The organism is Chryseobacterium edaphi (assembly GCF_025628985.1).
Taxonomy (GTDB): domain Bacteria; phylum Bacteroidota; class Bacteroidia; order Flavobacteriales; family Weeksellaceae; genus Chryseobacterium; species Chryseobacterium edaphi.
Map to the genome: position 1 here is coordinate 714352 of NZ_JAOTEM010000001.1, position 21701 is coordinate 736052.

The window sequence follows — 21701 nt, forward strand, 5'->3', positions numbered from 1 at the left end:
AATGTCAATAAAAAAAATATGTATAGCAGCCATACTTTCAGTGGCAACATTTTCCTGTCAGAATCACGATTCAGAAACAGAGATTAATCCGCAGGATATATACAGCAAAACCAATATTTTTCCTCAGCCGCCCAACCGGTGGATGGGAGAAAACAATCCTTACTACACCGAAGGTTATGCAGGGGACGTCATGCCTTACTATGAAAACGGGAAGTTCCATCTTTTCTTTCTTCACGATGCAAAAACAAAACCTGCAGGTGAAGGATTTCACGATATTCATAGTTTCGAGACCAGCAATTTTACAGATTTTATTTATCAAGGAAGACAAGTTGCTTATGGAACAGCATCTGAAGCCGATTTCGCGGTGGGGACAGGAAGCCTTGTGAAGTCAGGCAGCACTTACTATTACTTTTATACAGGTCACAATGCCACGGCTTCATTCCTGTCAGGTAATCCACGGGAGAGTGTTCTATTGGCAACAAGTACGGATATGAAAAACTGGACGAAGGTCAAGAATTTTAAAATTACTGCTCCCGCAGGATATTATGATTACGAATTCCGTGATCCTCACGTTTTCTTTAATTCTGAAGATGGAAAATACTGGATGCTCGTTTCTGCTCAGACTTCTGACAAGAAGGCGGTTGTCCTGAAATTTACCACAACCAATCCGGCAACAGAAAACTGGACTGTACAAAATCCGATTTATACCACCAGCTCTTCCGAGAATTATATTATGCTGGAATGTCCGGATCTTTTCAAAATAGGCAATTACTGGTACCTCGTTTTCTCTGAAAACTGGAGTAACAATGCCGGAACGCATTATCGCATTTCGACTTCACCAAACGGACCATGGACTACGCCTCAGAATGACCGTCTTGACGGATCTTATCTGTATGCTGCCAAAACGGTTTCAGATAATACAAACCGTTATCTGGTTGGATGGACCGCCAGAAAAACGCCAGAAAATAACGCCGGAGGAAAAGATTGGGCGGGAAATATTGTCAGTCACAAACTGGTTCAAAACACCGACGGTACACTGGCTGTAAAACCGGTTTCAAATTTGTCATCTGTGTTTGGTCAAAACACTGCAATATCAGTTGAGAAAATTACTGGGAATGTTTCTCAGAATGGAAGTAGCTTTAATTTATCTGCTGGTTCTCAGGTTACTTTTTCAAAACTTCAGAAAGCCAATCAGATTAACTTTACATTGAATGTATCAGCTGGAAAAGCGGGTATTATTCTGGCGCAGGACGCCGACACCGGCAGCGGAGTAAGGATTGCGTTTGAACCTGGAAATAACAGAATCGCAGCTTATGTAATGAATAGTGGTTCGGAGGATTTGATGAATTATTATCCTCTAAGTTCGGTTTCAGGGACATCATATACTGTTACAGCCTCAATAAGTAACGATGTTTGCGTGGTCTATATCAATGATAAAATTGCGTTCACCAACAGAATTTATTCTATTGCTAATAAAAAATGGAGTATTTTTAGTTCATCAGAGAGTTCATTCAGTAATATTAATATTAAAAATCCCAATTAATGTTTATCAATAAAAAAATTAATGTAATAAGTTTTGGAGAAGTACTTTTCGATGTTTTTGGGTCGGAGAAAAAAATCGGCGGGGCACCTCTCAATCTTGCTCTGAGAACAGCTTCGTATGGATTTCCCGTTTCTATCATCAGTGCCATTGGAAATGATGATGACGGAAAAGTAATTCTGGATTTCATTAAAGAAAATGCTGTTGACGGTGCCGGAATTATTGTTTCTCCCCAATATGAAACAGGAATTGTTCAGGTTTCCCTGAATGAACGTGGTTCTGCAACTTACGAGATCAAGTTTCCTTCTGCGTGGGATTTTATCAGTGCTGATGAGAAAATAATGGATACCGTAAACAAGGCCGATGTTTTTTTCTATGGAAGCCTTGCTTGCAGAAATGATGTTTCCCAAAACACACTTTTCTCCATATTAAATTCCAATGATAAAATGTTTAAAGTTTTTGATGTAAACTTAAGAAAACCATTTTATAATATTCAGCTGTTAGAAAAGCTTATGAACAAGGCAGACTTTATCAAATTTAATGATGAGGAAATTCTGGAGATTGCGTCTGAAATGGGATTTAAGTCCGATGATCTCGAATTAAACATCAAGTTTATATCAGAAAAAACAAACACCACGGCAATATGTGTAACTTTAGGCAAACACGGATCCATCCTGCTATGGAATGATGAATTGTATAGACACGAAGGTTATCCTGTGAAAGTAGCAGATACGGTGGGAGCAGGAGATTCTTTTTTGGCCAGCCTGATTGCAAAGTTGCTTTCAGATCAAAATCCTATTGATGCTCTCAATTTCGCAAGCGCTGTCGGTGCTTTGGTAGCGAGTTACTCAGGTGCAAATCCTAAAATAGAAAATTCTGAAATAGAGGTATTTCTGGAACAGAACGCTGTTTAAAGACCGAATATATCTAATTACGTAGGAATTACCAATCTTTTGGACGGATAAAGGCCTGCCCATCTAACTTTTCTGATGGGAAGGCTTTTTTTTGTAAGTAGATATTTTTGCGGTATAAAGAAACCATATGTAACCACACAAAGTAGGTTTTGTAATAGTTTGAAAGTGATTTGTTAAATTTTAATGCGGCCTGCTAATGTACATATCTCCCCCCGAAGATATAATTTGCAGGAGTAGAGCTTTCCAGCATTTTAATGATCAATATTGAATGATTATACATACTCCATAAAGGTTGAATGATCTTTTAGGTGTGGACGAAATTGATAGGTAATTCGTTACTGCGTTGTAACTGATGGATCTCTGCTTAAGTGACAGAAGTAATTATGAAAGAATGAAATAGTACTATATTTACGTATCACGTGAAAAGAGTAAGATATTCACTAGATTTATACTGGAGTGAAGGATATGTAAATAAAAACTACTTGATGATTTTTCAAAATTATTAAATATATTTTATCTAAATTTATTTCTCCAACATAGAAATTAGTTTTACCATCATTACAATTACTCCTTCTTTGTCTGTAGGAATAACATTACTTACGATGGTATAGCCTTCTACAAATGGAATAAGAAAACTAACGATTTCATCAGGCTTTTTACAGAATGTGGAAACTAAATCTATCATCCATAGGCAGTAGGTCTTATAATACCTTTCTACAGCATCCTGCAATTCTTTATTTCTTGAAGCTAAAGTCCATATTTCCTGGAACATTAACGTCTGATGGCTGGATCTTCCATCTATTAACAGCATATTTAATATTTTTTCCAGAAAAACATTTTTATCAGGTGTGCTGTCAACACTCAAAAGTTTAATAGCATGGGAGAGTTCTTTCTTGCAGCTTTCAAAATAAAATTCTACAGTGGCAATCAAGAGCAGATTTTTATCCTTATAATAATACTGAAGGTTACTTAAGGACAAATCAGCATTTTTCGCTACTTTTCTCATCGACAGATTTTCTGCTCCTTCTTTGGTAAGTAAATCTATGGTTGTTGATAAAATCTTATTTAAACGTTCCTCCTTTTTGTCCATCCTGTAAATTTAAAAATAAAATATTAAAGTATTGCTGGTTTAGGTCAAATGACCTATATTTGCATTAGGTCAAATGACCTAAAATAAAATTAAAATATTTTTTATGGAATCACAGGAAAAACGAATCTTAATTATCGGCGGTTATGGACAGGTGGGAAGCAACATAGCGCGGCTGATCAGAAAATCGGACAGTAAAATTAAACTCATTCTTGCAGGCAGAAATCCTCAAAACGGTAAACTGCTTGCCACGGAATTAGGTAACGCTGAAACGGCTCAAATTAATCTGGAGAAAGGATTTAACTTAGATCAATTTCATAAAATTGATCTTATCATATCAGCATTAGGAGACGAAAGTAATATACTGAGAGAAACTTCTATTGCCAAAGGTATTGCCTGCATTACAGTAAGCGAATTGGCTGACCAAATTTCTCCTACGGCATTTCTGAGCCTGCATAAAAAAATAACAGCTCCGGTAGTCTTTGCGGGTCATTGGCAGGCAGGGCTGCTGACACTTGTTGTTAGGCAACTGGCTGAAAAATTTAGCCATATTGAAACTGTAGAGACAGCCGGGCTATATGATGAGAAAGATCCTGTAGGACCGCTGGTCACAAACGAGGTGACAGGTTTTGTAGGCAGGGCACTGATGCGTAAGGACGGAAAATGGCTGCATGTAGAATCTAAAGCCAATACAAGAATGATTAAACTCTTCGATGGTACGTCAATAGTGGGTCATCCAATGGGGACCCTTGATGTTCCCAGTATCGCTGCACTTACAGGTGCTGAAAACATACGGTTCGATTTCATTGTTGGAAATTCGATAGGCACCAATAATGGTTTGGAAGCTTCACATGATCTCTATATTGAAATTGAAGGTATATTGCTGTCCGGTGAAAAGACTAAACTTCGCACCATAGTTTCGGGATCAAAAGGAAATTCTCATCTCACTGCTGTCGGAGTCTATCTTATTACAGAAAATATACTGGGTCTAAACGGAAAATCCACACAAAAAATAGGGGGTCTGTATCTTCCTGAAACTATAGTATCAGAGGACGACATCATCAAGCGTTTATCAGAATTCGGAATTCACACGATTGAAGATGCTTCTTAAATTTATTCAAATCTAATCTATTCAACTTCATTATGAAAAAATTATTAATCATTATAACAGTTTTGCTGATGATCAATCTTGATGCACAGGCAAAAAATAATAACAATCTAAAACAACAGAAAAATATGAACAACACAGCAATCCTGCACACAGCCAATGAATTTGTATCAAAAGGCAATTACGAAAGTTTTTTAGCATACTGTACCACTGATACCAAATGGGTATTTGTCGGCGAGCGTATCCTTCATGGTAAAGAAGAGGTTCGGGCATATATGAAAGAATTTTACATTGAACCACCGGTATTTGATGTGGAACTGGCAATCGAAGAAGGTGATTTCGTTACCGTAACAGGTAACATCAGATTAAAAAATAAGAATGGAAAATATGAACACTTCAATTATTGCGATATCTGGCGTTTCGAAAATGGAAAAATTGCCGAGCTGAAAGCATTCGTGATAGAAAAGAAACCTTAAGTAGTGATCTATCAAGGTTGATTCCCATTTTAAGTTGAAAATTTTTTCGGCCCGTATAGGTAAACCTGCAACTAGCTGGGGAATAAGATGCAACTTAGCATTCGATGAACTCCTGAAAACTTACATTTTCGGGAGTTTTTGTATTTATAATACAAATGAAAATAAAAATCTGCTATAAAGCAGACCCAAAGCAAGACTGGGTACATCCGATATTTAAAATAATGAAAATATACTATTATTTTATACTATATGTAAGCAAGTTTTCAAAGGCTTTCTTTGTATAATTTTGTCAGTTGAGACTCCCATTTGGAAGACCACTCAAGAAGAGCCATTAGAGGATCTGCTGTGCTTTTACCAAATTCCGTCAATTGGTATTCTACTTTTGGCGGAACTATTGGAAATGCTTTTCGTGTTACCATCCCATAGCCGATCAAAATTTTCAGAGTCTGGGTGAGCATCTTAGGAGATATCCCATCAATTTGCTTTTGCAGTTCACTGTTACGTTTGGTTCCCTGCATCAATGCCATTAAAACAAGTAGAGTCCATTTATTCGCAATCAAGGTTAATGACTGATTAAGGATACAACTTTCATCCAGGTTGGATTTTAGATGCAATGCCTGCTGCAATTTAAAATAATTATCATCTTTTTCTGCTTGATTGATGTTGATTGGGTCCATTTCTAACTTTTAAGTGCTTACAGCACTTTAGGGTGCCTTCTTGCAAATATATATAAATGATCATAGCTTTGTTATTAATAAAGAGAGAATTAAATGGAAAAAACAGAAGGTTACAAAATTCTGAATGATTTGCTGCGCGCATTTAATCAGGATACAGATACGGTATTGGAATTATTCAATTCAGAATCAACAATTGAATATCCATACGCAAAGGAAATGGGTCTTCCTTATCAGCTGACGAAAGATGACTATCGAAAACATCTCGATAATATGCTGGGACAAATGCCCGATATCTTGTTCACCGGTATTAAAGTGGATGCTTTACAGGAAGCGGATTGGTACTGGGGAGAGTTTCAGGGAGAAACTACAGTGCCACACTCAGGTGCAGTCTACAAGCAAAATTACGTAGTCAATTTTAAGCTGGAAAACGGAAAGTTCAGTATCTACAAGGAATATTGGAATGTCCTGCCGGTTTTGCAGTCCTTGATGGCAAAAGAAGAAGCTCATCGTATCATCGACAATTCAGTAAAACAATAATATGAAGAAAATAGCAGTTGCTGCAGCAACAGGAAATATTGGGAAAAGAGTAGCGCAGCAGATAGCACGTAAGGGCGCAGAAACGGTTTTGCTTGGCCAAAATCCTGAAAGATTGACACAATTAAATATCAGCAATTCAACTCATGCGGTAGTAGATATCAGCAAAAGTGAGCAGATGATTGAAGCCACAAAAGGTGTAGATGCACTATTCCTACTTGTTCCACCGGTTTTAGAAACAACAAGTTTGGAAGAATGGTACCGGAAAGTTACCGATGCCGGTATTGCAGCAGTTAATGCAAATAAAATTAAAAAAGTAGTTCTTATCTCATCTCTCGGGGCGTCTACGACTCCCAATCTTGGAACGGTGAGCTATTGTGGAGCTATGGAAGTAGCATTTGACAGGCTCAGCACTAATGTTCTGGCATTAAGGCCGGGATACTTTATGGAAAATTTTGTGCAACAGGCACAAAGCATAATGGAAGAGGGAAAATTCAGCTTCCCTTTCGACGGTGATCACGACATTCCATTTGTCAGTACAGATGATATTGGTGATGCAGCGGCCCATTACTTGCTTGATGACACTTGGTCTGGCCATTGGAAACTGAATCTGATGGGTCCGGAAAATATTACGCTGAAGGATATTGCGGCGCGACTGACAACGCTGACAAAAAAACCTGTAGAATATGTTCAGCAATCTTTTGATGAATTAAAAGCTCAACTTAAGACCCTGGGTATTACAGAAAAAGTAGTACAGGAATTAGTCGATCTGCACACTGCTCTGGGAGATCCAAATGCCGCCTATGCAACCCCGCGAACTCCTGAAGTTTCAACGCCCACAAGCTTTGAACAGTTTGCAGAACAGAAACTATTACCTTTACTGTAAAGTCGGAAAAGCTTTTACAATTAAAAATAAATCATTGATCAAGATCTTTAAAGGTTGTCACTGGCAGCTTGAATGCAAGATTAATTGAATACTACCTTATAAAATAATAATTATATTTGATAATGAAAAATATCACTGCACTTATCCTATGTCTAGCATGCGCCGTTGTGGCTTTTCTGGTCTTGGGGTTTAATTACTTTGCCTTGTATCAATTGCTACCGATCGCTATTTTTTACGTTTTTCAACTGACAGTTTTTAAGAAAATAAATCGTTCTGATACAGCAGCTTTTATCTGTTATATTTTGGCCGGATTGATATTGTTGGTATTTCCACTAACAGCACAACTTATGTGGTATTTTGACATCAATAATCTCGCTTCAAAATCATCTACGAGCGGCTTACTTTTCGTCTGGCTACCAATTTACGCTGTTCTTTCAGGTATTATAATATGTTCACTTGCTTGGATAATGAGCAGAAAATCGGGAAGGTAAGAAGAGTATTTACAGTGCAATAATATTTTTATATATACTATCATCATAAGAGGTGTTAAAAAAGATTTGTGAAGGATGCTGTAAATCTCAGGCGAATAGTCTGCTAATTTAGCATATAATTAAAGGGGGTGGTTCAGAAGAAGATAAGTACTGAATTACTCCCTTCTTTGTTGACTTGACAAATATAGATTTGTATAGCGCAGCTAGAATTTAATGGGTTGAATGCAGTTTTACTTTTTTAAGAATCTGAAGTCTTTCATTACTTTGATACCAGTCGTGAAAGACAAAATCCAGTTCTGTAATCTCAAAAGATCCAAAATAATGATCTCTGTACTTTTCTATGATTTCAAAGTATGATTGCGGATCCTTAAGATGTTGCATGAATCTCACTACCGTAAAATGTGCTGTTTTTAATATGTATCTCGAATCTAATGAATCTTTGATCTTAGAGTTTTTAAAAGCATGTTTGATATTTTCCCTCATGGATTGCAAGCTCCCACTCTCATCAAAACCTTGTATCATAACAGCACCTGTGGAACAGGTAACACCCTGTAACGATATCGAAAATTTTTTGTGGTTTTTTAAAGCGTCGCTGATGATATTTGAATAATGTTCAATATCAATTTGTTCCATTTTGAAACCGTCATATGCTGTAATGATCGATAGTATAGTAATATGCAGATCAGTTTTGGGCTGATAGTATTGTCTACTGTCGAGCTTTTGCATTTCGTCTTGAAATCTTTCTATTTGATTTGCTGTATTGCTATCAGGACGAAGAATAATACTTAGACCACGCCGGTGATCATTTTTTTGATCAAGCAAGTTTTGGTCAATATCAATTTCTCCAGCTCGTACAAGGTGCTTTGAACTGTGATATAATTGATTGTAGATTTCCTGCGATTCACTTATACTGCTCATATTATAATTTTAGATTTCATGTTTCAGCTTTTAAAGATTAACTTATTAATATAGTACTTTTGAAAAACCTCTTAATGTCATCGGCTAATAATCTTGGTTGTTTCATTGCTGCAAAATTTCCTCCCAACGGCATTTCCGTCCAATAAGCAATATTAAAACTTTTTTCAATATAAGACCTTGGTGGGGTTGGAACTTCTTCAGGAAATTTTGCGAAACCCACAGGAACTGCTACAAAGTCGTTTTCTCCAAATTGTATCGGATGTTTGCTGTTTTCACTGTATATCCGGATCGATGAGTGGATGCTTTGCGTGATCCAATACAGCGTTATGTTCGCAAGGAGTTCGTCTTTTAAGAAAACGTTATAAATATTACCATCATTATCGCTCCAGTCATTAAATTTTTCTATCATCCAGGCACACAGTCCCACAGGCGAATCATTTAATCCGTAAGCCAAAGTTTGAGGTTTTGTGCTTTGAATAATGGAATAGGCGCCTTCTGTGGAAGACCAAATCTCAATAAGTTTTTGAAATTCCAAGACTTCAGAAGTAACTTGTTCACTGTCTTTCATGTAAGGTTTGTAAGAACTTGAAATGTAATTAAGATGCAAGCCAATTATGTTGTCAGGGTATTTTAAAGCCAGCCATGTGCTTATTCCCGAACCAATATCGCCACCCTGTGCTCCATATTGATTGTAACCCAATTCAAGCATTAATTTCTGCCAAAGATCGGCAACAAACTCAGAATTGCATCCATCTACTTTGCTTGCACCGGAATATCCAAAACCAACTATCGATGGAATAACCAGATCAAAAGAGAGATCCTTATCTTCTGTTAACATAGGAATCAGTTTTATCATTTCAATAAACGAGCCTGGCCAACCATGCGTAACGATCAGTGGAATGCAATTTTCACCTTTTCCTTTTACATGTAAAAAATGAATTTCGTGATCATCAATAGTAGCGATAAAATTAGGAAAAGAATTTATTTCTGCCTCCACTGCCCTCCAATCAAAATTATTAAGCCAGTAATGGCATAATTCTTTTAAAAAAGATTGACTGGTTCCATAACTTCAAAATGAATTGCGAATCTCATCTGTCCAACGGGTGTTTCTGATTCTTGTCTTCAAGTCGTCAAGGATTTCTTCGGAAGTATGTGCGTAAAATGGCTTTATCATTGCGCTTTTTTATCAAATTTATCGAATGCTAAATTCCAATTTCACTGGTTTAGAATTCCATTACACTGTCAAGTCCTCTTCTTAATCCTTTAAAGGTTCCGACCTTTTCAATTGCTAAAAGTCCGCCTTTTACATAAGGTTCTGCACTTGATCCTGAATCGTGACGAATGGACAGTTTTTCATCTTTTAATCCAAAAATTGCTTCAATAGAAATTACATGACCAGGAAGCCTGACAGAATGCACTTGAACTTCATTAAGTTTTGCACCGCGACTGGCTTTTTCGCCAATCAGATCTTCTTCAGTAATATAAGGATTTGGTCTCTGAACTTTTGAAAGTCGGTAAGCCAATTCTCTTGCGGTTCCACTTGGTGAATCTATTTTGTCTTCGTGGGCGTAATCTATAATCTCAAAGTTTGGGATGTATTTTGCTGCCATTTCAGAAAACTTTTGAAGCAGCACGACTGTTAAAGCAAAGTTTCCTACAGCCAAAACAGAGGCGTCGTTTTCGTCTATTGTTTTTTCTATTTCTGAATAATCTTCATCGGTAAGCCCCGAAGTACCGATAACCACATTTTTACCTCTTTTAAGAGAAGAGATGACGTTCTTCAATGCAATGTCTGGCTTAGTATATTCTACCAGTACTTCAAAATCTACTTCTTTTAGTGCAGTTTCGACATCACCAAAAATTGGAATGTCTGCTGAAGCTAAATTAAGAACAGTACCTAAATTTTCTCCTTTATGTTTTCTTGAAATTGCACCAACTAATTTCATATTCGGGTGCATAAAAACGCCTTTGCTCAATTCAGAACCTGCCCAACCGGTGCCGCCTGCAATACATACTTTTATCATATTCGCCGTGTTTTGTTAGTATTTATCCTCTTTTAATTTCTTATATGATAATGATAAGTGTAGCAGAATAAAACTGCTGCAATAATTAATGGTCAAATTTTTAACTGTCAATTGTCGGGTATCAAAAATAAATAAAATATTAAAAAGAGATAGATAAAAAGCTAAGTTTCCAATGCCAATTGAAAGTTTCTATGTTAGTTCCTGACCTTATTTTATTAACTACATTCTCTCTCATCCACACTTTAATTGTTGTTAAAGTATAATTTGTTCGTGGTTCAGTATCGTAAAGGCCATTACCAATTGCCTTCAGCATTTCAGTTAAAGAGACTGCAAATGCTTCCGATGTATGGTGCTGTTCTAATAGAGTTTTAATATAGTCGTCATTTGAAACCTGCTGAAAACGGATCGGTTTGCCTGTCAATTCACTGAGTTGAATTGCAATGTCATTACAGCTAATGTCTTCTAGACCCTGAATCGCATATCCTAGTACACCTGCCCAGGTTTTATCAATCAGAAATTACACAGCTTTCGTCGCAATGTCTTTTACCGCGACTTGTGGCATTTTGTAATTTCCATCAATGGGCAAAAAGAAAGTTCCAGTTTCTTTTAATGAAGCGGTTTGATACAAAATACTTTCGTAAAATACCGGACAGCGCAATGTCTTTATTGCTGCAATTGTACTGCATGATCCGTATAAAAACGAAATTAGATTGGTTGCACACGAAATTACACATATCTTTCAGCAGAATGACTTTTCGCAATTTGACGCCTTTTCAGCAAAACCCATCACCTTTGTAAATTCAAAGAGCACAACTGCAGGCAAGTTCAATAAGTACATTTACTATGATTTTAGGCATTTACCTTATCTGTTGCTATATACTTTAGAAGGCAGAAAGGCAGTGTACTATTACGATAACAGGTTTGAGCGAGAAGCTGGATATTTTTCAACTACATTCAGCGAATGGTCTTTGAAATAAAAAGTTTTTATGAAAATTTAAGTTAATCGAACAACTCAGGAGTATTATAATTAGCAGATTGAGTGATTAAGAAATGGAAATTTTCTAAAGTTTGACTTAGAATCCTTACCTGAAGTTAATTTTAATACTGTTAAATCATATTGAGTAATTCAGGAGTCTTCAGTGATATCAGTTGAATGACTTTCTGAACTCAATCGGTGAAAGGTTAGTTTTAGCTTTAAATAATTTACTGAATGATTGTGGATAGTCAAATCCCAGATGATAGGCGATTTCTGTGGCTGTGAGATTCGTATTCAAAAGAATATTTTTAGCTCTCTGTATTATTTTTTCGTGAATATAAAATTGGGTAGTTTGTCCGGTCGTAACCCGAAGCAGATCGCTTAAATAGTTTGCTGAGACATTTAATTTTGAAGACACATAGGCAACTGTAGGCAGCCCCTGCGTTTGTGGAAGATCCTCTGCAAAATACTGATCCAGTAATTTTTCCAGTTTGACCAGCAAATCGTTGTTTGTCAGTTTTCTGGTAATGAACTGTCGGTTGTAGTAGCGGTTAACATAATTGAGAAGCAGTTCAATATGTGAGACAATGACATCCTGACTGAAATTATCGATAGACGACATATATTCGTTATGAATACTTCTCATAATACCTGCAATCATCGTTTCTTCATCTTCTGATAAATGCAGTGCCTCATTCATTTCGTATTTTAAAAATCCATATTCAAGAATTTTAGATGCTAATGGATAGGTCTGTAAAAAATCCGGATGGAAAAGTAGCCACCAACCTTTTGGCTTGTTACTTCCTGTATCTTCGACAGAAATCAACTGTCCCGGACTGCAGAAAATCATAACGCCGTTATCAAAGTCATAAAACTGTTGTCCGTATCTCATCTTTCCTTCAAAATCTTTTTTGATAAAAATAGAATAGAATTCATTGACAAAACTACCGGATACAGCTTGCTTTGAATGATTTAAAGTACTCAGGTCAATGACGCTGACCAAAGGATGTTTGGGAGATGGTATTTCCAGAATGCGATGTACCTGACTGACAGAATTCACATGTTGTGGGGTATTTTTACCTTTCATAAATTGAAATTGAAGAAAAGGAGACAGAAAATTCCGCCTCCCAAAATTAATAAATTTTTATTGATCAATACTTTTCATTCCGTGCTCATCGTATCGTGCACCGGTGTCTGCTCCCGGAGGAATGATCTCTTCCAGTCTCTTTATTTCGGAATCACTTAACTGAATGTCGGCCGAAGCATAATTTTTTTCCAGATTTGTTCTCTTAGACGTTCCCGGAATAGGAATAATCCCTTTGGAGATTACCCACGCCAATGCGATTTGGGCAGTTGTTACTTCCTTTTCAGATGCCAACTTTCCGATTTCTTTAACCAGTTCAATATTCTTTTGCAAATATTCGCCCTGAAAACGGGGAATATTTAATCTCCAGTCACCCTCTGCCAGATCTTCTGCACTTTTAATGTCACCTGTAAGAAATCCGCGTCCCAATGGTGAATAAGATACAAAACCGATACCCATGTCACTGACGGTTTTCAAGATTCCATTGTCCTCAACTGATCTTTCAAACAGCGAAAATTCACTTTGAAGCGCAGATATCGGATGTACTGCATGAGCTTTTTTAATGGTGCTGACTGAAACTTCTGAAAGTCCCAAATATTTCACTTTACCTTCCTGTACAAGATCTGCCATTGCACCAACAGTTTCTTCAACTGGAACATTAGGATCCAGTCTGTGAAGATAGTACAGATCGATGCAATCGGTTTTTAAATTTTTCAGAGAGCGTTCAGCAGCTTTTTTTACATATTGCGGAGTTGCATTGATACCCCATGTTAATTCACCATTGTCATTAATTTCATGTCCGAACTTTGTGGCAATAATATATTTATCCCTATTTTCACAAATCGCTTTGGCAATAAAACGTTCATTTTCCCAAGGTCCGTACTGATCTGCGGTGTCCAGAAAATTACCTCCTAATTCTAATGAACGCTCGATGGTTAACAAAGCTTCTTTTTCGTCCGCTGTTTTATAAACATCATGACCGGCAAATTTTGTCATGCCCATGCATCCTAAGCCAACCTGTGAAACTTCCAGACCTTGCGATCCTAATTTTACTTTTTTCATAATACATACATTTTAATATTACAAAGTTGATCAATACAATATGCACGGTAGTGTTCTAATCTCTTGACTTTGTGTTCTAATATGGGCATTGATGATTACTGTGGTTTAGATGTGAGGCGGTTTTTTGTTAAGAAGCGCACATTCTATGATGGCGTCGATTCTTTTGATTCTCGTTTCAGAAAGTTTTGCCGTGACCATCCAAAGCAGAATATTTTTTTTAGCAGTTTTACTCAGTGCGCTGTAAAATTCAAAGGCCTGAGGCTCTTTTTCGAAAGCTATTTGTAAATCCTTTGGAATAACTAACGCTTCAACATCATCAAGCAGATTCCATGATCCGTTTTTTTTGGCCTCCTGTACAGATTCTAGTCCTTTCGAAGTCATCCTGTTTTCCAGCATTAGTTTTTCGATCTTATCTTTATTAATTTTAGACCACGTACCATTTGATTTTCTTTTACTGAAATAGTGATGAGATTTCTGATCATCTATTTTAATTTTCTTGCTGTCAATCCAGCCAAAACATAAAGCTTCATCTACGGCATCACTCCATGAAATACTGGGAATATCGCAACCTTTCTTATAAAAGACAACCCAAACAGCATGCTTCACACTACTGTTCTCAAACAGCCATTTTCTCCAGTCATTAAGCGTTTCCGGATGATAGATCTCGATTTCTGAATTCATTATTTATTTCATTACAACCAATATAAAGCTGACAAGAATGATGCTTAATAAAAAATAACCACCACTTATTAAACTGTATAAAAATGGTTTTGGGATATTGGGATTGATGGCAATATTGGTCGTGTTTGTCACTAAATAACCAATTCCGACAATCAAAGCGAACTCCAAAGCAGTCCATAAGCTTGTTATGTTCAGAGCATATATTAAAATTGCGCTGGTTAAAATGTATATTATACAGCAGACCGCAGGGCCAATGATATACACAGATTTTTTCGGCAGCTCCTCGTTCTCTTTCCCCAAAGCGATTTTGTAAGCTTTGACAAACAGAAGTTGATACCATACATATCCCAACATAAAGAATACGAAAAACGCCACCAGAATTGCAAACAAGTTGACATTTGAAAGTTGATTTAAGATCATAATTGAGTATTTAAATTAAGTTTAGTTGATTAGGTTCGATAATTTGAAGCAGAAAATTATTGTTGTATCAAATGAAGAAGTGTAATTTCTGATGTTGTTCCCAATCGGAAAGGTGGCCCCCAATAACCCGTTCCCGAATTGGTGTATACCCACATTTTATCACATTTTTTCAAACCTTTTGCGAAAGGTTGAGTTAGGTTTATAAAAATATTCCAGGGAAAAAACTGTCCGGCATGAGTGTGCCCGGATAATTGCAGGTCAAAGTGTGTTGAAGCTTCTTTTGCTATATTGGGTTGGTGTGCAAGTAATATCTTAAAATCTGCCTTATAATTTCCCGCTAACGCTTTTTGAATGTCAGGTCCTGAACTGGGTCTTAATTCTTTCACAGCAGGATCTATTATTCCGGCAATGAGAATAGATTTTCCTTTAAAATTTACGGTTGTATTTTCATTCATCAAAACTTTGATACCGATGCTTTTAAAATAAGAAATCCAAAGGTCACTGTCCCGTAAGTACTCGTGATTTCCTGTAACATAATAAATCTGAAACCTTTCGGTTAACCTTGACAATGACTGCAGATTATGCTGATATTTTTCAAAACTGCCATCCGCTATGTCTCCTGTAAGAACAACGATGTCTGCGTTTAAGCTGAGAGCTTTTTCGACAACACGATCAACATATTGCTTGTCAATCCCTGCTCCTGCGTGAAGATCACTGATCTGTACTATTGAGAAATTATGAAGTTCATCTGGAAGGGCTTTTACAGGCACCTGGATATCAACCAACTCGGGACCTTTACTTGCACGTAAAAAATCGATGAATAAAAGGAATGCAGAAAATAATATCAAAAAATATGTTCCATAGTTTGAAAAAGCAAAATCTGACCAGGATGGTTTAAAATAAGAAATAGGAAGGAACAGCAGATCTCTGATAAGTATAAAAGCAATTACTAAACTGAGCATTCCCATATCAATATGGACGATGAATCTGACGATTCTGTCAATCTTTTCAGGTAAAACACTATACCAGACGAGCGGATATAATAAAATCAGACCAATGCTGATCCCGGAAATGATCCACGAATAATTTCCAATCCCGGTTATTCTATATCCTAAAAAAATCAGTAAGATGATACATATTGAAATTGCTGTTACTAAAAACCAATTCATAATTGTTGTTTGATGTAAATGCAAATTTCATCTAATGCTATCGATCATTTGTATGCTAATCTCTTTTTTTTGTGTTCAGATTATTTGCTACGGAATCTGATTTTAAGGCTTTACAGTGAAATTTTGATATATTTTTCGACAATTTCTCCCTGGATTTGAAAAAGAATTACCTTATCTGTTCTTCGCCATTTTCTGTTTCAAATTTATAAGTATAATTTTCAGAAAGCCATGCAATAAAACCTGATGTTATAAGAGGATATAATTCCATTCATTGCACAATTTTTCAATATGCACTACGTGTTAAATCATATTAAACTAACTAAAGAAGAGCAGTATAAACATCTCAGAGATTTGATGATTAAAACTCGTCTTTCAGCTTATCATAAAGTCTCTGAAACTGTTTGAAATTTTTTAAATACACTGCATGATTTTCTATACTGGGCTCATAAAATTGTTCAGTGTTATTTTTCATATCTGCAGTTGTGTATTCTTCCGCAGACTTCTTTGGCGTAATTCCTAATGCTTCCATACCTATTAGCGCGGCTCCCCATGCGGAACTTTCCACTGTATCTTTAACGAAAACGGGCCTGTTAAAAATGTCTGCTAACATTTGAATCAGATTCTGTGACCGCGCTAAACCGCCGCTTACATAGATTTTTTGAATTGAGCCAGTGTTTTCCTCCAACGCAATTCCAACGCTGTAGATGGCGAACAGCATGCCCTCCATCATAGCCCGCGCAAAGTGGGCAGAGGTGTGCTGCAACTGTATTCCAAAATAAACGCCTTTGGCATTGGAATTCCAGTGCGGAGCACGCTCACCCGTTAAATAAGGCAAAAAAATCAAGCCTTCTGATCCCGGACCGACTGAATCTATCATTTCGTTTAGACGATCGGTAAAATCCTCATCCTTTATTTTTTTTGTCGATTCGCTTAAGAAGGCACTTCGGAACCAATTGCGCAAAATACCACCATTATTGACTGCTCCTCCAATTACATATTCATTGGGTCTGAGGAGATAGCTGAACAACCGTTGCTCTTGCTCCGGATTTGGCAGTGGAGAGGTAACCCGTATAGCTCCGCTGGTGCCAACAGTTACGGAAGCCACTCCGGGTGTCACAGCTCCTACTCCCAGATTAGCCAGGCAGCCATCGCTACCACCGATAACAAATGAAGTACCTTCTGGTATGCTCATCGAGGCTGCTGTTTTTCGGTCCTGCAATACCAAAACATGATCAATCGGGACAGGTGTAGACAGCTGTTCGGCAGAGATTCCTGCCAGATTCAGTGCTAATTCAGACCACGCTAACTTATGTATATCGAATAGTCCCGTAGCCGATGCAATGGAATGATCAACCACATAGGTAGCAAAGAGTCGGTAAAAAAGAAATTCCTTAATACCAATAAATTTATGGGATCGTTCAAACACTTTTTCATCATACGATTTTATCCAGATTAATTTGCAAAGCAGAGACATGGGGTGAATGGGCGTTCCAGTCTGTTGATATAATATTCTACCGTCTTCCTTTGCCTTCAATTCGGTAGCTATATCTTCACTTCTCCGGTCAGCCCAAATTATGCAATTCGTGAGCGGCTTGCCTGATTTGTCAACAGCTATCAGTCCGTGCATGGCACTGCTCACCGAAATACATAAAGGCTGCAACATCTTACCACTGCTGTGTAATTCGTCCATTACATGCGCAATCGACTCAATACACGCGTTATAAATGACCTCTGGATCCTGTTCGTAATGTCCTTCAGAAGGATTCAGTATAGGATAAGAAATATTTTGTATTGCCAAGACTTTGCCTTTCAGGTCAAATGCAACGGCTTTTGTAGACGACGTACCAATATCTAATCCTATTATCATAATTTTTAATCAAAAGTTTAAGTGATATATTTACGATCTAAATTACATTAGATTTTGACAAAATGCAAAAATTAATAGGTATTGATGGCTGTAAGTTTGGCTGGGTAGCTGTGTCAATGAAAAGTGATACTGCAGACCTTTTCAAAAGTTTGGCAGATCTGATCAATTTTTATCCGGAAAACAGTATGTTCATGATTGATATGCCAGTTGGTCTCGCTAATATTGATTTGAAAGAAAGAAACTGCGAAATGATAGCCCGAAAAATCTTATCTAAAAAAAGAAAAGCGAGTCTGTTTTCAGTGCCGTGTCGGGAGTCAATTTATGCTTCATCATATGAAGAAGCTAATCAGATAAATAGAGAAATATTTAAGAAAGGTATTTCCAAACAATCCTGGGGTATAGTTCCGAAAATCAGAGAAGTCGATCAACTTTTACAAAACAACAGAAGCCTTGTAGATAAAATCAAAGAATCGCATCCTGAGGTAGCGTTTCATTTTTTGAACAGTCAGCAATCTATGCAATACAATAAAAAGACCGCTGAGGGCCAGCAGGAAAGGTTAAAAGTATTGAAACGTTTTTCCGATAGGGCAGAAGTCATTTTTAATAATTCAATGAGTAATTTTAAAAGAAAACATGTTTCTGCAGATGATATTTTAGATTCTATCTGCCTGGCAGTAATCCTTGAGGAGATGGTAAATTCCGGTAGTTCTTTTGAGGACGGTAATTTAGACAGTCTGGGAATACCGATGAAAATACATTATTTTACAAAGTGAAATTTGCTCCTCTCGTATGTTCTAATTTTTCAGAGTAGATATTTACTATTTTTTTAAAACATAGAATCAAACAATTTTATTTGTTCAATACCGTGGTAACTATTTTAGTTGGAATTTGTGAATTTACAATTTCAATCTTCATATGTTTTTGTACAATATGTTCTTCAAATCGTTTACCAACTAACACTTTTCTAATTTTCGCTTTTACTAATAAGATCTGATTGCAGATAAGTATTATTTCTACATGGATTAGCACTGGAGCTCTTTATTTTTGCTGCCCCACACTTTTCCATCAAATAATGCATCTCCAGTATTTTTTCCGGATTGTGTTGGATCTGGTATTTCATCTGTATCTTGTTTCCGATAGCGTAAATACAGGAGCATTACCCAACATCTAAATAATAACAGTGAGTTAGGAAACAAAAAAACCGACAAAGAAGCGAAAAAACTTCAAATGTCGGTCTTGTGACCTTGACGAGCGTATCTTCAAACACTTTTATCGATGATTTGATTCGTTTGAGTCAAATTAAAAAGGATTTAGCTCTTCCTAATTTGGAATTTAATTTTTTATAGTTGTTAAGTTTTTTGCAACATATTTTTTTTGTGCATGTAACAATTGAATAGATACGATTAGAGCATACTTGGCTTCAACTGTCTTTAATTTTGAATTAAAATTTAGTAGGATTGTACTAGATAAATAGATTGAAAAATGAAGTTTGGTGTATTTAAGTATATTGTTACTTTAACTTATTATAATTTCGTAATTTTGAAACGTTCGATACATAATCTGTAAATTTTCCTTTAAATATGAGTTCAGCAAAAGAAGAAATTTTCCTTCCTGATAGCTTTAATGTAATATCTGTTCCTAGTAATGCTCAAGATTTTGCCTGTCAGCCATATAATAAAAAAGGAATTTATAAAATAAGTCTGCATCACGGTCAAAATCGGGTTTTCTATGCTGATAAAAGTGTGGAATTTAAGGAGTATGCCATCTTATTTTCTCGTCCCAATATGGTGTACCGATTTGAACAGATTGGAGAACAGCATCCCGGTTTTTTGTGCGTATTCACGGCCAATTTTTTTGATCAATTCGTTAATATCAATAATTATCCGCTTTTCAATCCCGAATCTGTGCCTTTAATCGAAATATCTGCGGAAGAAATGATTTCGTTTTCAGTCATTTTTCAGGAAATGGAAAAAGAGTTGAATGCTGATTTTAAATTTAAATATGATAATTTGAGAAGTTTGATTCTACAAATTGTTCTCAAAGCTTTGAAACTCATTCCTGACAGTGACAATCAAATAAAAGAATCTAATGGGTCAATTCGTATTACTTCTTATTTTAAAGAATTATTAGAAGGTCAGTTTCCGATTATGAATCCTTCGCAAAGAATGATTTTGCGACATCCTTTAGAATTTGCCGAGGCATTGTCTCTCCACATTAACCATTTAAATCGTTCTCTGAAAACAGTCACCGATAAGACCACAACTAAATTGATTGGGGACAGAATGATGAAAGAGGCTAAAATACTTCTGGTCAATACGGAATGGAATATTAAAGAAATATCCTGGTCGCTTGGTTTTGAAGATTTGTCCCATTTCAACCGATTTTTCAAAAAAAATATGAATACGACACCGAGCGTTTTCAGAAAGAACAATAATGTTTGATTTTGCATAATTCCTGCTTGAATATGCCTCTAAATATGGCTAAATATGGCGGAAATTTGTTCCATTAACATTATTATAAATAAAATGGAAAATCAAACAACAACTATGCAGGAGGTCGTAAATAAATTTGCGATAACAGAAACTCTATACCGTTTTGCAGCTGGGCTGGATCAAAAAAATCTTGAACTTTTATCATCGGCATTTGCTACAGATGCGATATCAGACTTTCGACCAGCAGGTAAAAAAGCAGGCTTTGAATATCCTGTCTTGGAAGGCAGGGAAACAATTGTTAACGCTTTAAGAGGTTCATTAAGTAAAATTGACACAACGCATTCTATCAGCAATCCGCTGATCAGTTTTAATGGGGAAGAAGCAAAACTTGATGTTTTGGTTGAAGCGCAACACGTACCAACTCTTGACCACACAAAATATTATCTGATGAAAAATAGATATGATGTGAAATTGATAAAAGAGAATGAAAATTGGGTCATTAAACACGTCATTATAGACAATGTATGGCGCACAGGAGATTCTACAGTTCTTACAGATATCTAAATTGTAAGTTTATTGTCAACGCAGAAATTATGTGAAATAAATATGAACGCTGATGTCTAAAAGATGTCGGCTTTTTTTAGCTTTAACTAAAAATAATCATAGTTCTATTTCATTTTTGGATACAATATATACCAATCTGGCTTACTTTAAACGCTGCAGTAATCAGAACTTTGTCCTATAACTAAATAAATATTATGAAAACTATTTTTATTACCGGAGCATCATCCGGATTAGGCAAAGCAACTGCAAAATTATTCTCAGAAAAAGGGTGGAGCGTGATCACAACAATGAGAAATCCTGAAAAAGAAACGGAACTCGTTAATTTGAAAAATATCCATTTGTATGCAATGGATATTACGGATAGTAAGCAGGTAATGAACAAAATTGAAAAAATCCTTCAGGATCACGATGTAAATGTGGTTTTTAATAACGCAGGTTATGGTTTGGTTGGTGGTTTTGAAGCCTATTCTGAACAGGACATCAAGCGTCAAATCGATACCAATATTTTGGGAACTTTTCGCGTGACACAACGCTTTATAACTTATTTCAGAAAAAATAATAAAGAAGGAATTATTCTCATAACCACATCTGCGGCAGGTATTGTTGCTAACCCTTTGGCTTCAGTGTACAGTGCGACTAAGTTTGCGCTTGAAGGCTGGAGCGAATCTGTAAATTATGAAGTGAACCAATTTGGAATCTATTTAAAAACCATTGCTCCAGGTGGAATGGCTACAGATTATGCAGGACGATCGCTGGCTTATATAGAAAATTAAAATTACACGCCACTGTGG

At 36.4% G+C, this 21701-nt stretch carries 22 protein-coding genes and 1 pseudogene; 11 read left to right on the plus strand and 12 right to left on the minus strand.

Translation table 11 applies throughout. From position 1 onward, the window contains the following. Position 1: 1 nt before the first annotated feature. A complete protein-coding gene (locus tag NZ698_RS03305) occupies positions 2 to 1543 on the plus strand; it encodes a glycoside hydrolase family 32 protein (RefSeq protein ID WP_263001666.1) in 1542 nt (513 codons plus the stop codon). Next, a complete protein-coding gene (locus NZ698_RS03310; RefSeq protein WP_263001667.1) occupies positions 1543 to 2454 on the plus strand; it encodes a carbohydrate kinase family protein in 912 nt (303 codons plus the stop codon). Before NZ698_RS03305 ends, NZ698_RS03310 begins: the two co-directional genes overlap by 1 nt. Before the next feature lie 523 nt (positions 2455 to 2977). Here NZ698_RS03310 and NZ698_RS03315 read toward each other — a convergent pair. Then, entirely contained in the window at positions 2978 to 3544 is a 567-nt protein-coding gene (locus NZ698_RS03315; RefSeq protein WP_263001668.1) for a TetR/AcrR family transcriptional regulator, read from the minus strand. A 103-nt stretch (positions 3545 to 3647) separates the two neighbouring features. Between NZ698_RS03315 and NZ698_RS03320 the strand changes: the two genes are divergently transcribed. Together NZ698_RS03320 and NZ698_RS03325 are read left to right on the plus strand one after the other, a co-directional pair. Further along, a complete protein-coding gene (locus NZ698_RS03320) occupies positions 3648 to 4652 on the plus strand; it encodes a Rossmann-fold NAD(P)-binding domain-containing protein (protein WP_263001669.1) in 1005 nt (334 codons plus the stop codon). 32 nt (positions 4653 to 4684) lie between these two features. Next, complete coding sequence (locus NZ698_RS03325) at positions 4685 to 5125, plus strand: nuclear transport factor 2 family protein (protein WP_263001670.1); 441 nt, start codon at positions 4685 to 4687, stop codon at positions 5123 to 5125. A 263-nt stretch (positions 5126 to 5388) separates the two neighbouring features. Here the strand turns inward: NZ698_RS03325 and NZ698_RS03330 are convergent, their stop codons facing one another. Next, positions 5389 to 5802 carry a winged helix-turn-helix transcriptional regulator gene (locus tag NZ698_RS03330; protein WP_263001671.1) on the minus strand — a complete coding sequence of 138 codons (414 nt, stop codon included), beginning with the start codon at positions 5800 to 5802 and terminating at the stop codon, positions 5389 to 5391. A 93-nt stretch (positions 5803 to 5895) separates the two neighbouring features. Here NZ698_RS03330 and NZ698_RS03335 point away from each other — a divergent pair, with 93 nt between their 5' ends. Together NZ698_RS03335 and NZ698_RS03340 are read left to right on the plus strand one after the other, a co-directional pair. Beyond that, entirely contained in the window at positions 5896 to 6339 is a 444-nt protein-coding gene (locus NZ698_RS03335; RefSeq protein ID WP_263001672.1) for a nuclear transport factor 2 family protein, read from the plus strand. 1 nt (position 6340) lies between these two features. Continuing rightward, entirely contained in the window at positions 6341 to 7222 is an 882-nt protein-coding gene (locus NZ698_RS03340) for an NmrA family NAD(P)-binding protein (RefSeq protein ID WP_263001673.1), read from the plus strand. A gap of 701 nt (positions 7223 to 7923) precedes the next feature. Here NZ698_RS03340 and NZ698_RS03345 read toward each other — a convergent pair. The 4 genes and pseudogenes from NZ698_RS03345 to NZ698_RS03360 form a co-directional block, all read right to left on the minus strand. After that, positions 7924 to 8631, minus strand: a complete 708-nt coding sequence (locus NZ698_RS03345; RefSeq protein ID WP_263001674.1) for a 2'-5' RNA ligase family protein — start codon at positions 8629 to 8631, stop codon at positions 7924 to 7926. Between the two features lie 37 nt (positions 8632 to 8668). Further along, a pseudogene (locus tag NZ698_RS03350) lies at positions 8669 to 9685 on the minus strand (epoxide hydrolase family protein); the annotation flags it as partial. A gap of 169 nt (positions 9686 to 9854) precedes the next feature. After that, positions 9855 to 10655 (minus strand): 4-hydroxy-tetrahydrodipicolinate reductase, encoded by an 801-nt coding sequence (dapB, locus tag NZ698_RS03355; RefSeq protein ID WP_263001675.1) that lies wholly within the window; start codon positions 10653 to 10655, stop codon positions 9855 to 9857. A gap of 139 nt (positions 10656 to 10794) precedes the next feature. Beyond that, a complete protein-coding gene (locus NZ698_RS03360; RefSeq protein WP_263001676.1) occupies positions 10795 to 11076 on the minus strand; it encodes a Rossmann-fold NAD(P)-binding domain-containing protein in 282 nt (93 codons plus the stop codon). 289 nt (positions 11077 to 11365) lie between these two features. Between NZ698_RS03360 and NZ698_RS03365 the strand changes: the two genes are divergently transcribed. Further along, positions 11366 to 11632, plus strand: a complete 267-nt coding sequence (locus NZ698_RS03365) for a hypothetical protein (RefSeq protein WP_263001677.1) — start codon at positions 11366 to 11368, stop codon at positions 11630 to 11632. Positions 11633 to 11800: 168 nt separating this feature from the next. Here the strand turns inward: NZ698_RS03365 and NZ698_RS03370 are convergent, their stop codons facing one another. From NZ698_RS03370 to NZ698_RS03395, 6 genes are all read right to left on the minus strand, one after another. Beyond that, on the minus strand, positions 11801 to 12718 hold the full coding sequence (locus NZ698_RS03370) for a helix-turn-helix domain-containing protein (protein ID WP_263001678.1): 918 nt from the start codon (positions 12716 to 12718) through the stop codon (positions 11801 to 11803). 57 nt (positions 12719 to 12775) lie between these two features. Beyond that, entirely contained in the window at positions 12776 to 13777 is a 1002-nt protein-coding gene (locus NZ698_RS03375; RefSeq protein WP_263001679.1) for an aldo/keto reductase, read from the minus strand. 105 nt (positions 13778 to 13882) lie between these two features. Then, complete coding sequence (locus NZ698_RS03380; protein ID WP_263001680.1) at positions 13883 to 14458, minus strand: YdeI/OmpD-associated family protein; 576 nt, start codon at positions 14456 to 14458, stop codon at positions 13883 to 13885. 3 nt (positions 14459 to 14461) lie between these two features. After that, positions 14462 to 14878 carry a DUF1761 domain-containing protein gene (locus NZ698_RS03385; protein ID WP_263001681.1) on the minus strand — a complete coding sequence of 139 codons (417 nt, stop codon included), beginning with the start codon at positions 14876 to 14878 and terminating at the stop codon, positions 14462 to 14464. A gap of 56 nt (positions 14879 to 14934) precedes the next feature. Further along, entirely contained in the window at positions 14935 to 16047 is a 1113-nt protein-coding gene (locus tag NZ698_RS03390; RefSeq protein ID WP_263001682.1) for a metallophosphoesterase, read from the minus strand. 358 nt (positions 16048 to 16405) lie between these two features. After that, entirely contained in the window at positions 16406 to 17914 is a 1509-nt protein-coding gene (locus NZ698_RS03395) for a gluconokinase (RefSeq protein ID WP_263001683.1), read from the minus strand. A gap of 62 nt (positions 17915 to 17976) precedes the next feature. Here NZ698_RS03395 and NZ698_RS03400 point away from each other — a divergent pair, with 62 nt between their 5' ends. The 4 genes from NZ698_RS03400 to NZ698_RS03415 all read left to right on the plus strand — a co-directional run bounded on the left by NZ698_RS03400 (position 17977) and on the right by NZ698_RS03415 (position 21683). Further along, positions 17977 to 18687, plus strand: coding sequence for a DUF429 domain-containing protein (locus NZ698_RS03400; RefSeq protein WP_263001684.1), 711 nt, complete (start codon positions 17977 to 17979; stop codon positions 18685 to 18687). Positions 18688 to 19494: 807 nt separating this feature from the next. Continuing rightward, a complete protein-coding gene (locus NZ698_RS03405) occupies positions 19495 to 20355 on the plus strand; it encodes a helix-turn-helix domain-containing protein (protein WP_263001685.1) in 861 nt (286 codons plus the stop codon). 84 nt (positions 20356 to 20439) lie between these two features. Continuing rightward, a complete protein-coding gene (locus NZ698_RS03410) occupies positions 20440 to 20910 on the plus strand; it encodes a nuclear transport factor 2 family protein (RefSeq protein ID WP_263001686.1) in 471 nt (156 codons plus the stop codon). A gap of 194 nt (positions 20911 to 21104) precedes the next feature. Further along, positions 21105 to 21683, plus strand: a complete 579-nt coding sequence (locus tag NZ698_RS03415) for an SDR family NAD(P)-dependent oxidoreductase (RefSeq protein ID WP_368407641.1) — start codon at positions 21105 to 21107, stop codon at positions 21681 to 21683. The last annotated feature ends 18 nt before the right edge of the window (positions 21684 to 21701 follow it).

Excerpts from the sequence above, each read along its gene's own strand:
- NZ698_RS03370 (WP_263001678.1), bottom strand. The coding sequence starts at position 12,718 with ATGAAAGGTAAAAATACCCCACAACATGTGAATTCTGTCAGTCAGGTA.
- NZ698_RS03320 (WP_263001669.1), top strand. The coding sequence starts at position 3,648 with ATGGAATCACAGGAAAAACGAATCTTAATTATCGGCGGTTATGGACAG.
- NZ698_RS03415 (WP_368407641.1), top strand. The coding sequence starts at position 21,105 with ATGAAAACTATTTTTATTACCGGAGCATCATCCGGATTAGGCAAAGCA.
- NZ698_RS03315 (WP_263001668.1), bottom strand. The coding sequence starts at position 3,544 with ATGGACAAAAAGGAGGAACGTTTAAATAAGATTTTATCAACAACCATA.
- NZ698_RS03390 (WP_263001682.1), bottom strand. The coding sequence starts at position 16,047 with ATGAATTGGTTTTTAGTAACAGCAATTTCAATATGTATCATCTTACTG.
- NZ698_RS03340 (WP_263001673.1), top strand. The coding sequence starts at position 6,341 with ATGAAGAAAATAGCAGTTGCTGCAGCAACAGGAAATATTGGGAAAAGA.
- NZ698_RS03405 (WP_263001685.1), top strand. The coding sequence starts at position 19,495 with ATGAGTTCAGCAAAAGAAGAAATTTTCCTTCCTGATAGCTTTAATGTA.
- NZ698_RS03335 (WP_263001672.1), top strand. The coding sequence starts at position 5,896 with ATGGAAAAAACAGAAGGTTACAAAATTCTGAATGATTTGCTGCGCGCA.
- NZ698_RS03385 (WP_263001681.1), bottom strand. The coding sequence starts at position 14,878 with ATGATCTTAAATCAACTTTCAAATGTCAACTTGTTTGCAATTCTGGTG.
- NZ698_RS03410 (WP_263001686.1), top strand. The coding sequence starts at position 20,440 with ATGGAAAATCAAACAACAACTATGCAGGAGGTCGTAAATAAATTTGCG.
- NZ698_RS03345 (WP_263001674.1), bottom strand. The coding sequence starts at position 8,631 with ATGAGCAGTATAAGTGAATCGCAGGAAATCTACAATCAATTATATCAC.
- NZ698_RS03375 (WP_263001679.1), bottom strand. The coding sequence starts at position 13,777 with ATGAAAAAAGTAAAATTAGGATCGCAAGGTCTGGAAGTTTCACAGGTT.
- NZ698_RS03325 (WP_263001670.1), top strand. The coding sequence starts at position 4,685 with ATGAAAAAATTATTAATCATTATAACAGTTTTGCTGATGATCAATCTT.
- NZ698_RS03380 (WP_263001680.1), bottom strand. The coding sequence starts at position 14,458 with ATGAATTCAGAAATCGAGATCTATCATCCGGAAACGCTTAATGACTGG.
- NZ698_RS03395 (WP_263001683.1), bottom strand. The coding sequence starts at position 17,914 with ATGATAATAGGATTAGATATTGGTACGTCGTCTACAAAAGCCGTTGCA.
- NZ698_RS03330 (WP_263001671.1), bottom strand. The coding sequence starts at position 5,802 with ATGGACCCAATCAACATCAATCAAGCAGAAAAAGATGATAATTATTTT.
- NZ698_RS03305 (WP_263001666.1), top strand. The coding sequence starts at position 2 with ATGTCAATAAAAAAAATATGTATAGCAGCCATACTTTCAGTGGCAACA.
- NZ698_RS03400 (WP_263001684.1), top strand. The coding sequence starts at position 17,977 with ATGCAAAAATTAATAGGTATTGATGGCTGTAAGTTTGGCTGGGTAGCT.
- NZ698_RS03310 (WP_263001667.1), top strand. The coding sequence starts at position 1,543 with ATGTTTATCAATAAAAAAATTAATGTAATAAGTTTTGGAGAAGTACTT.
- dapB (WP_263001675.1), bottom strand. The coding sequence starts at position 10,655 with ATGATAAAAGTATGTATTGCAGGCGGCACCGGTTGGGCAGGTTCTGAA.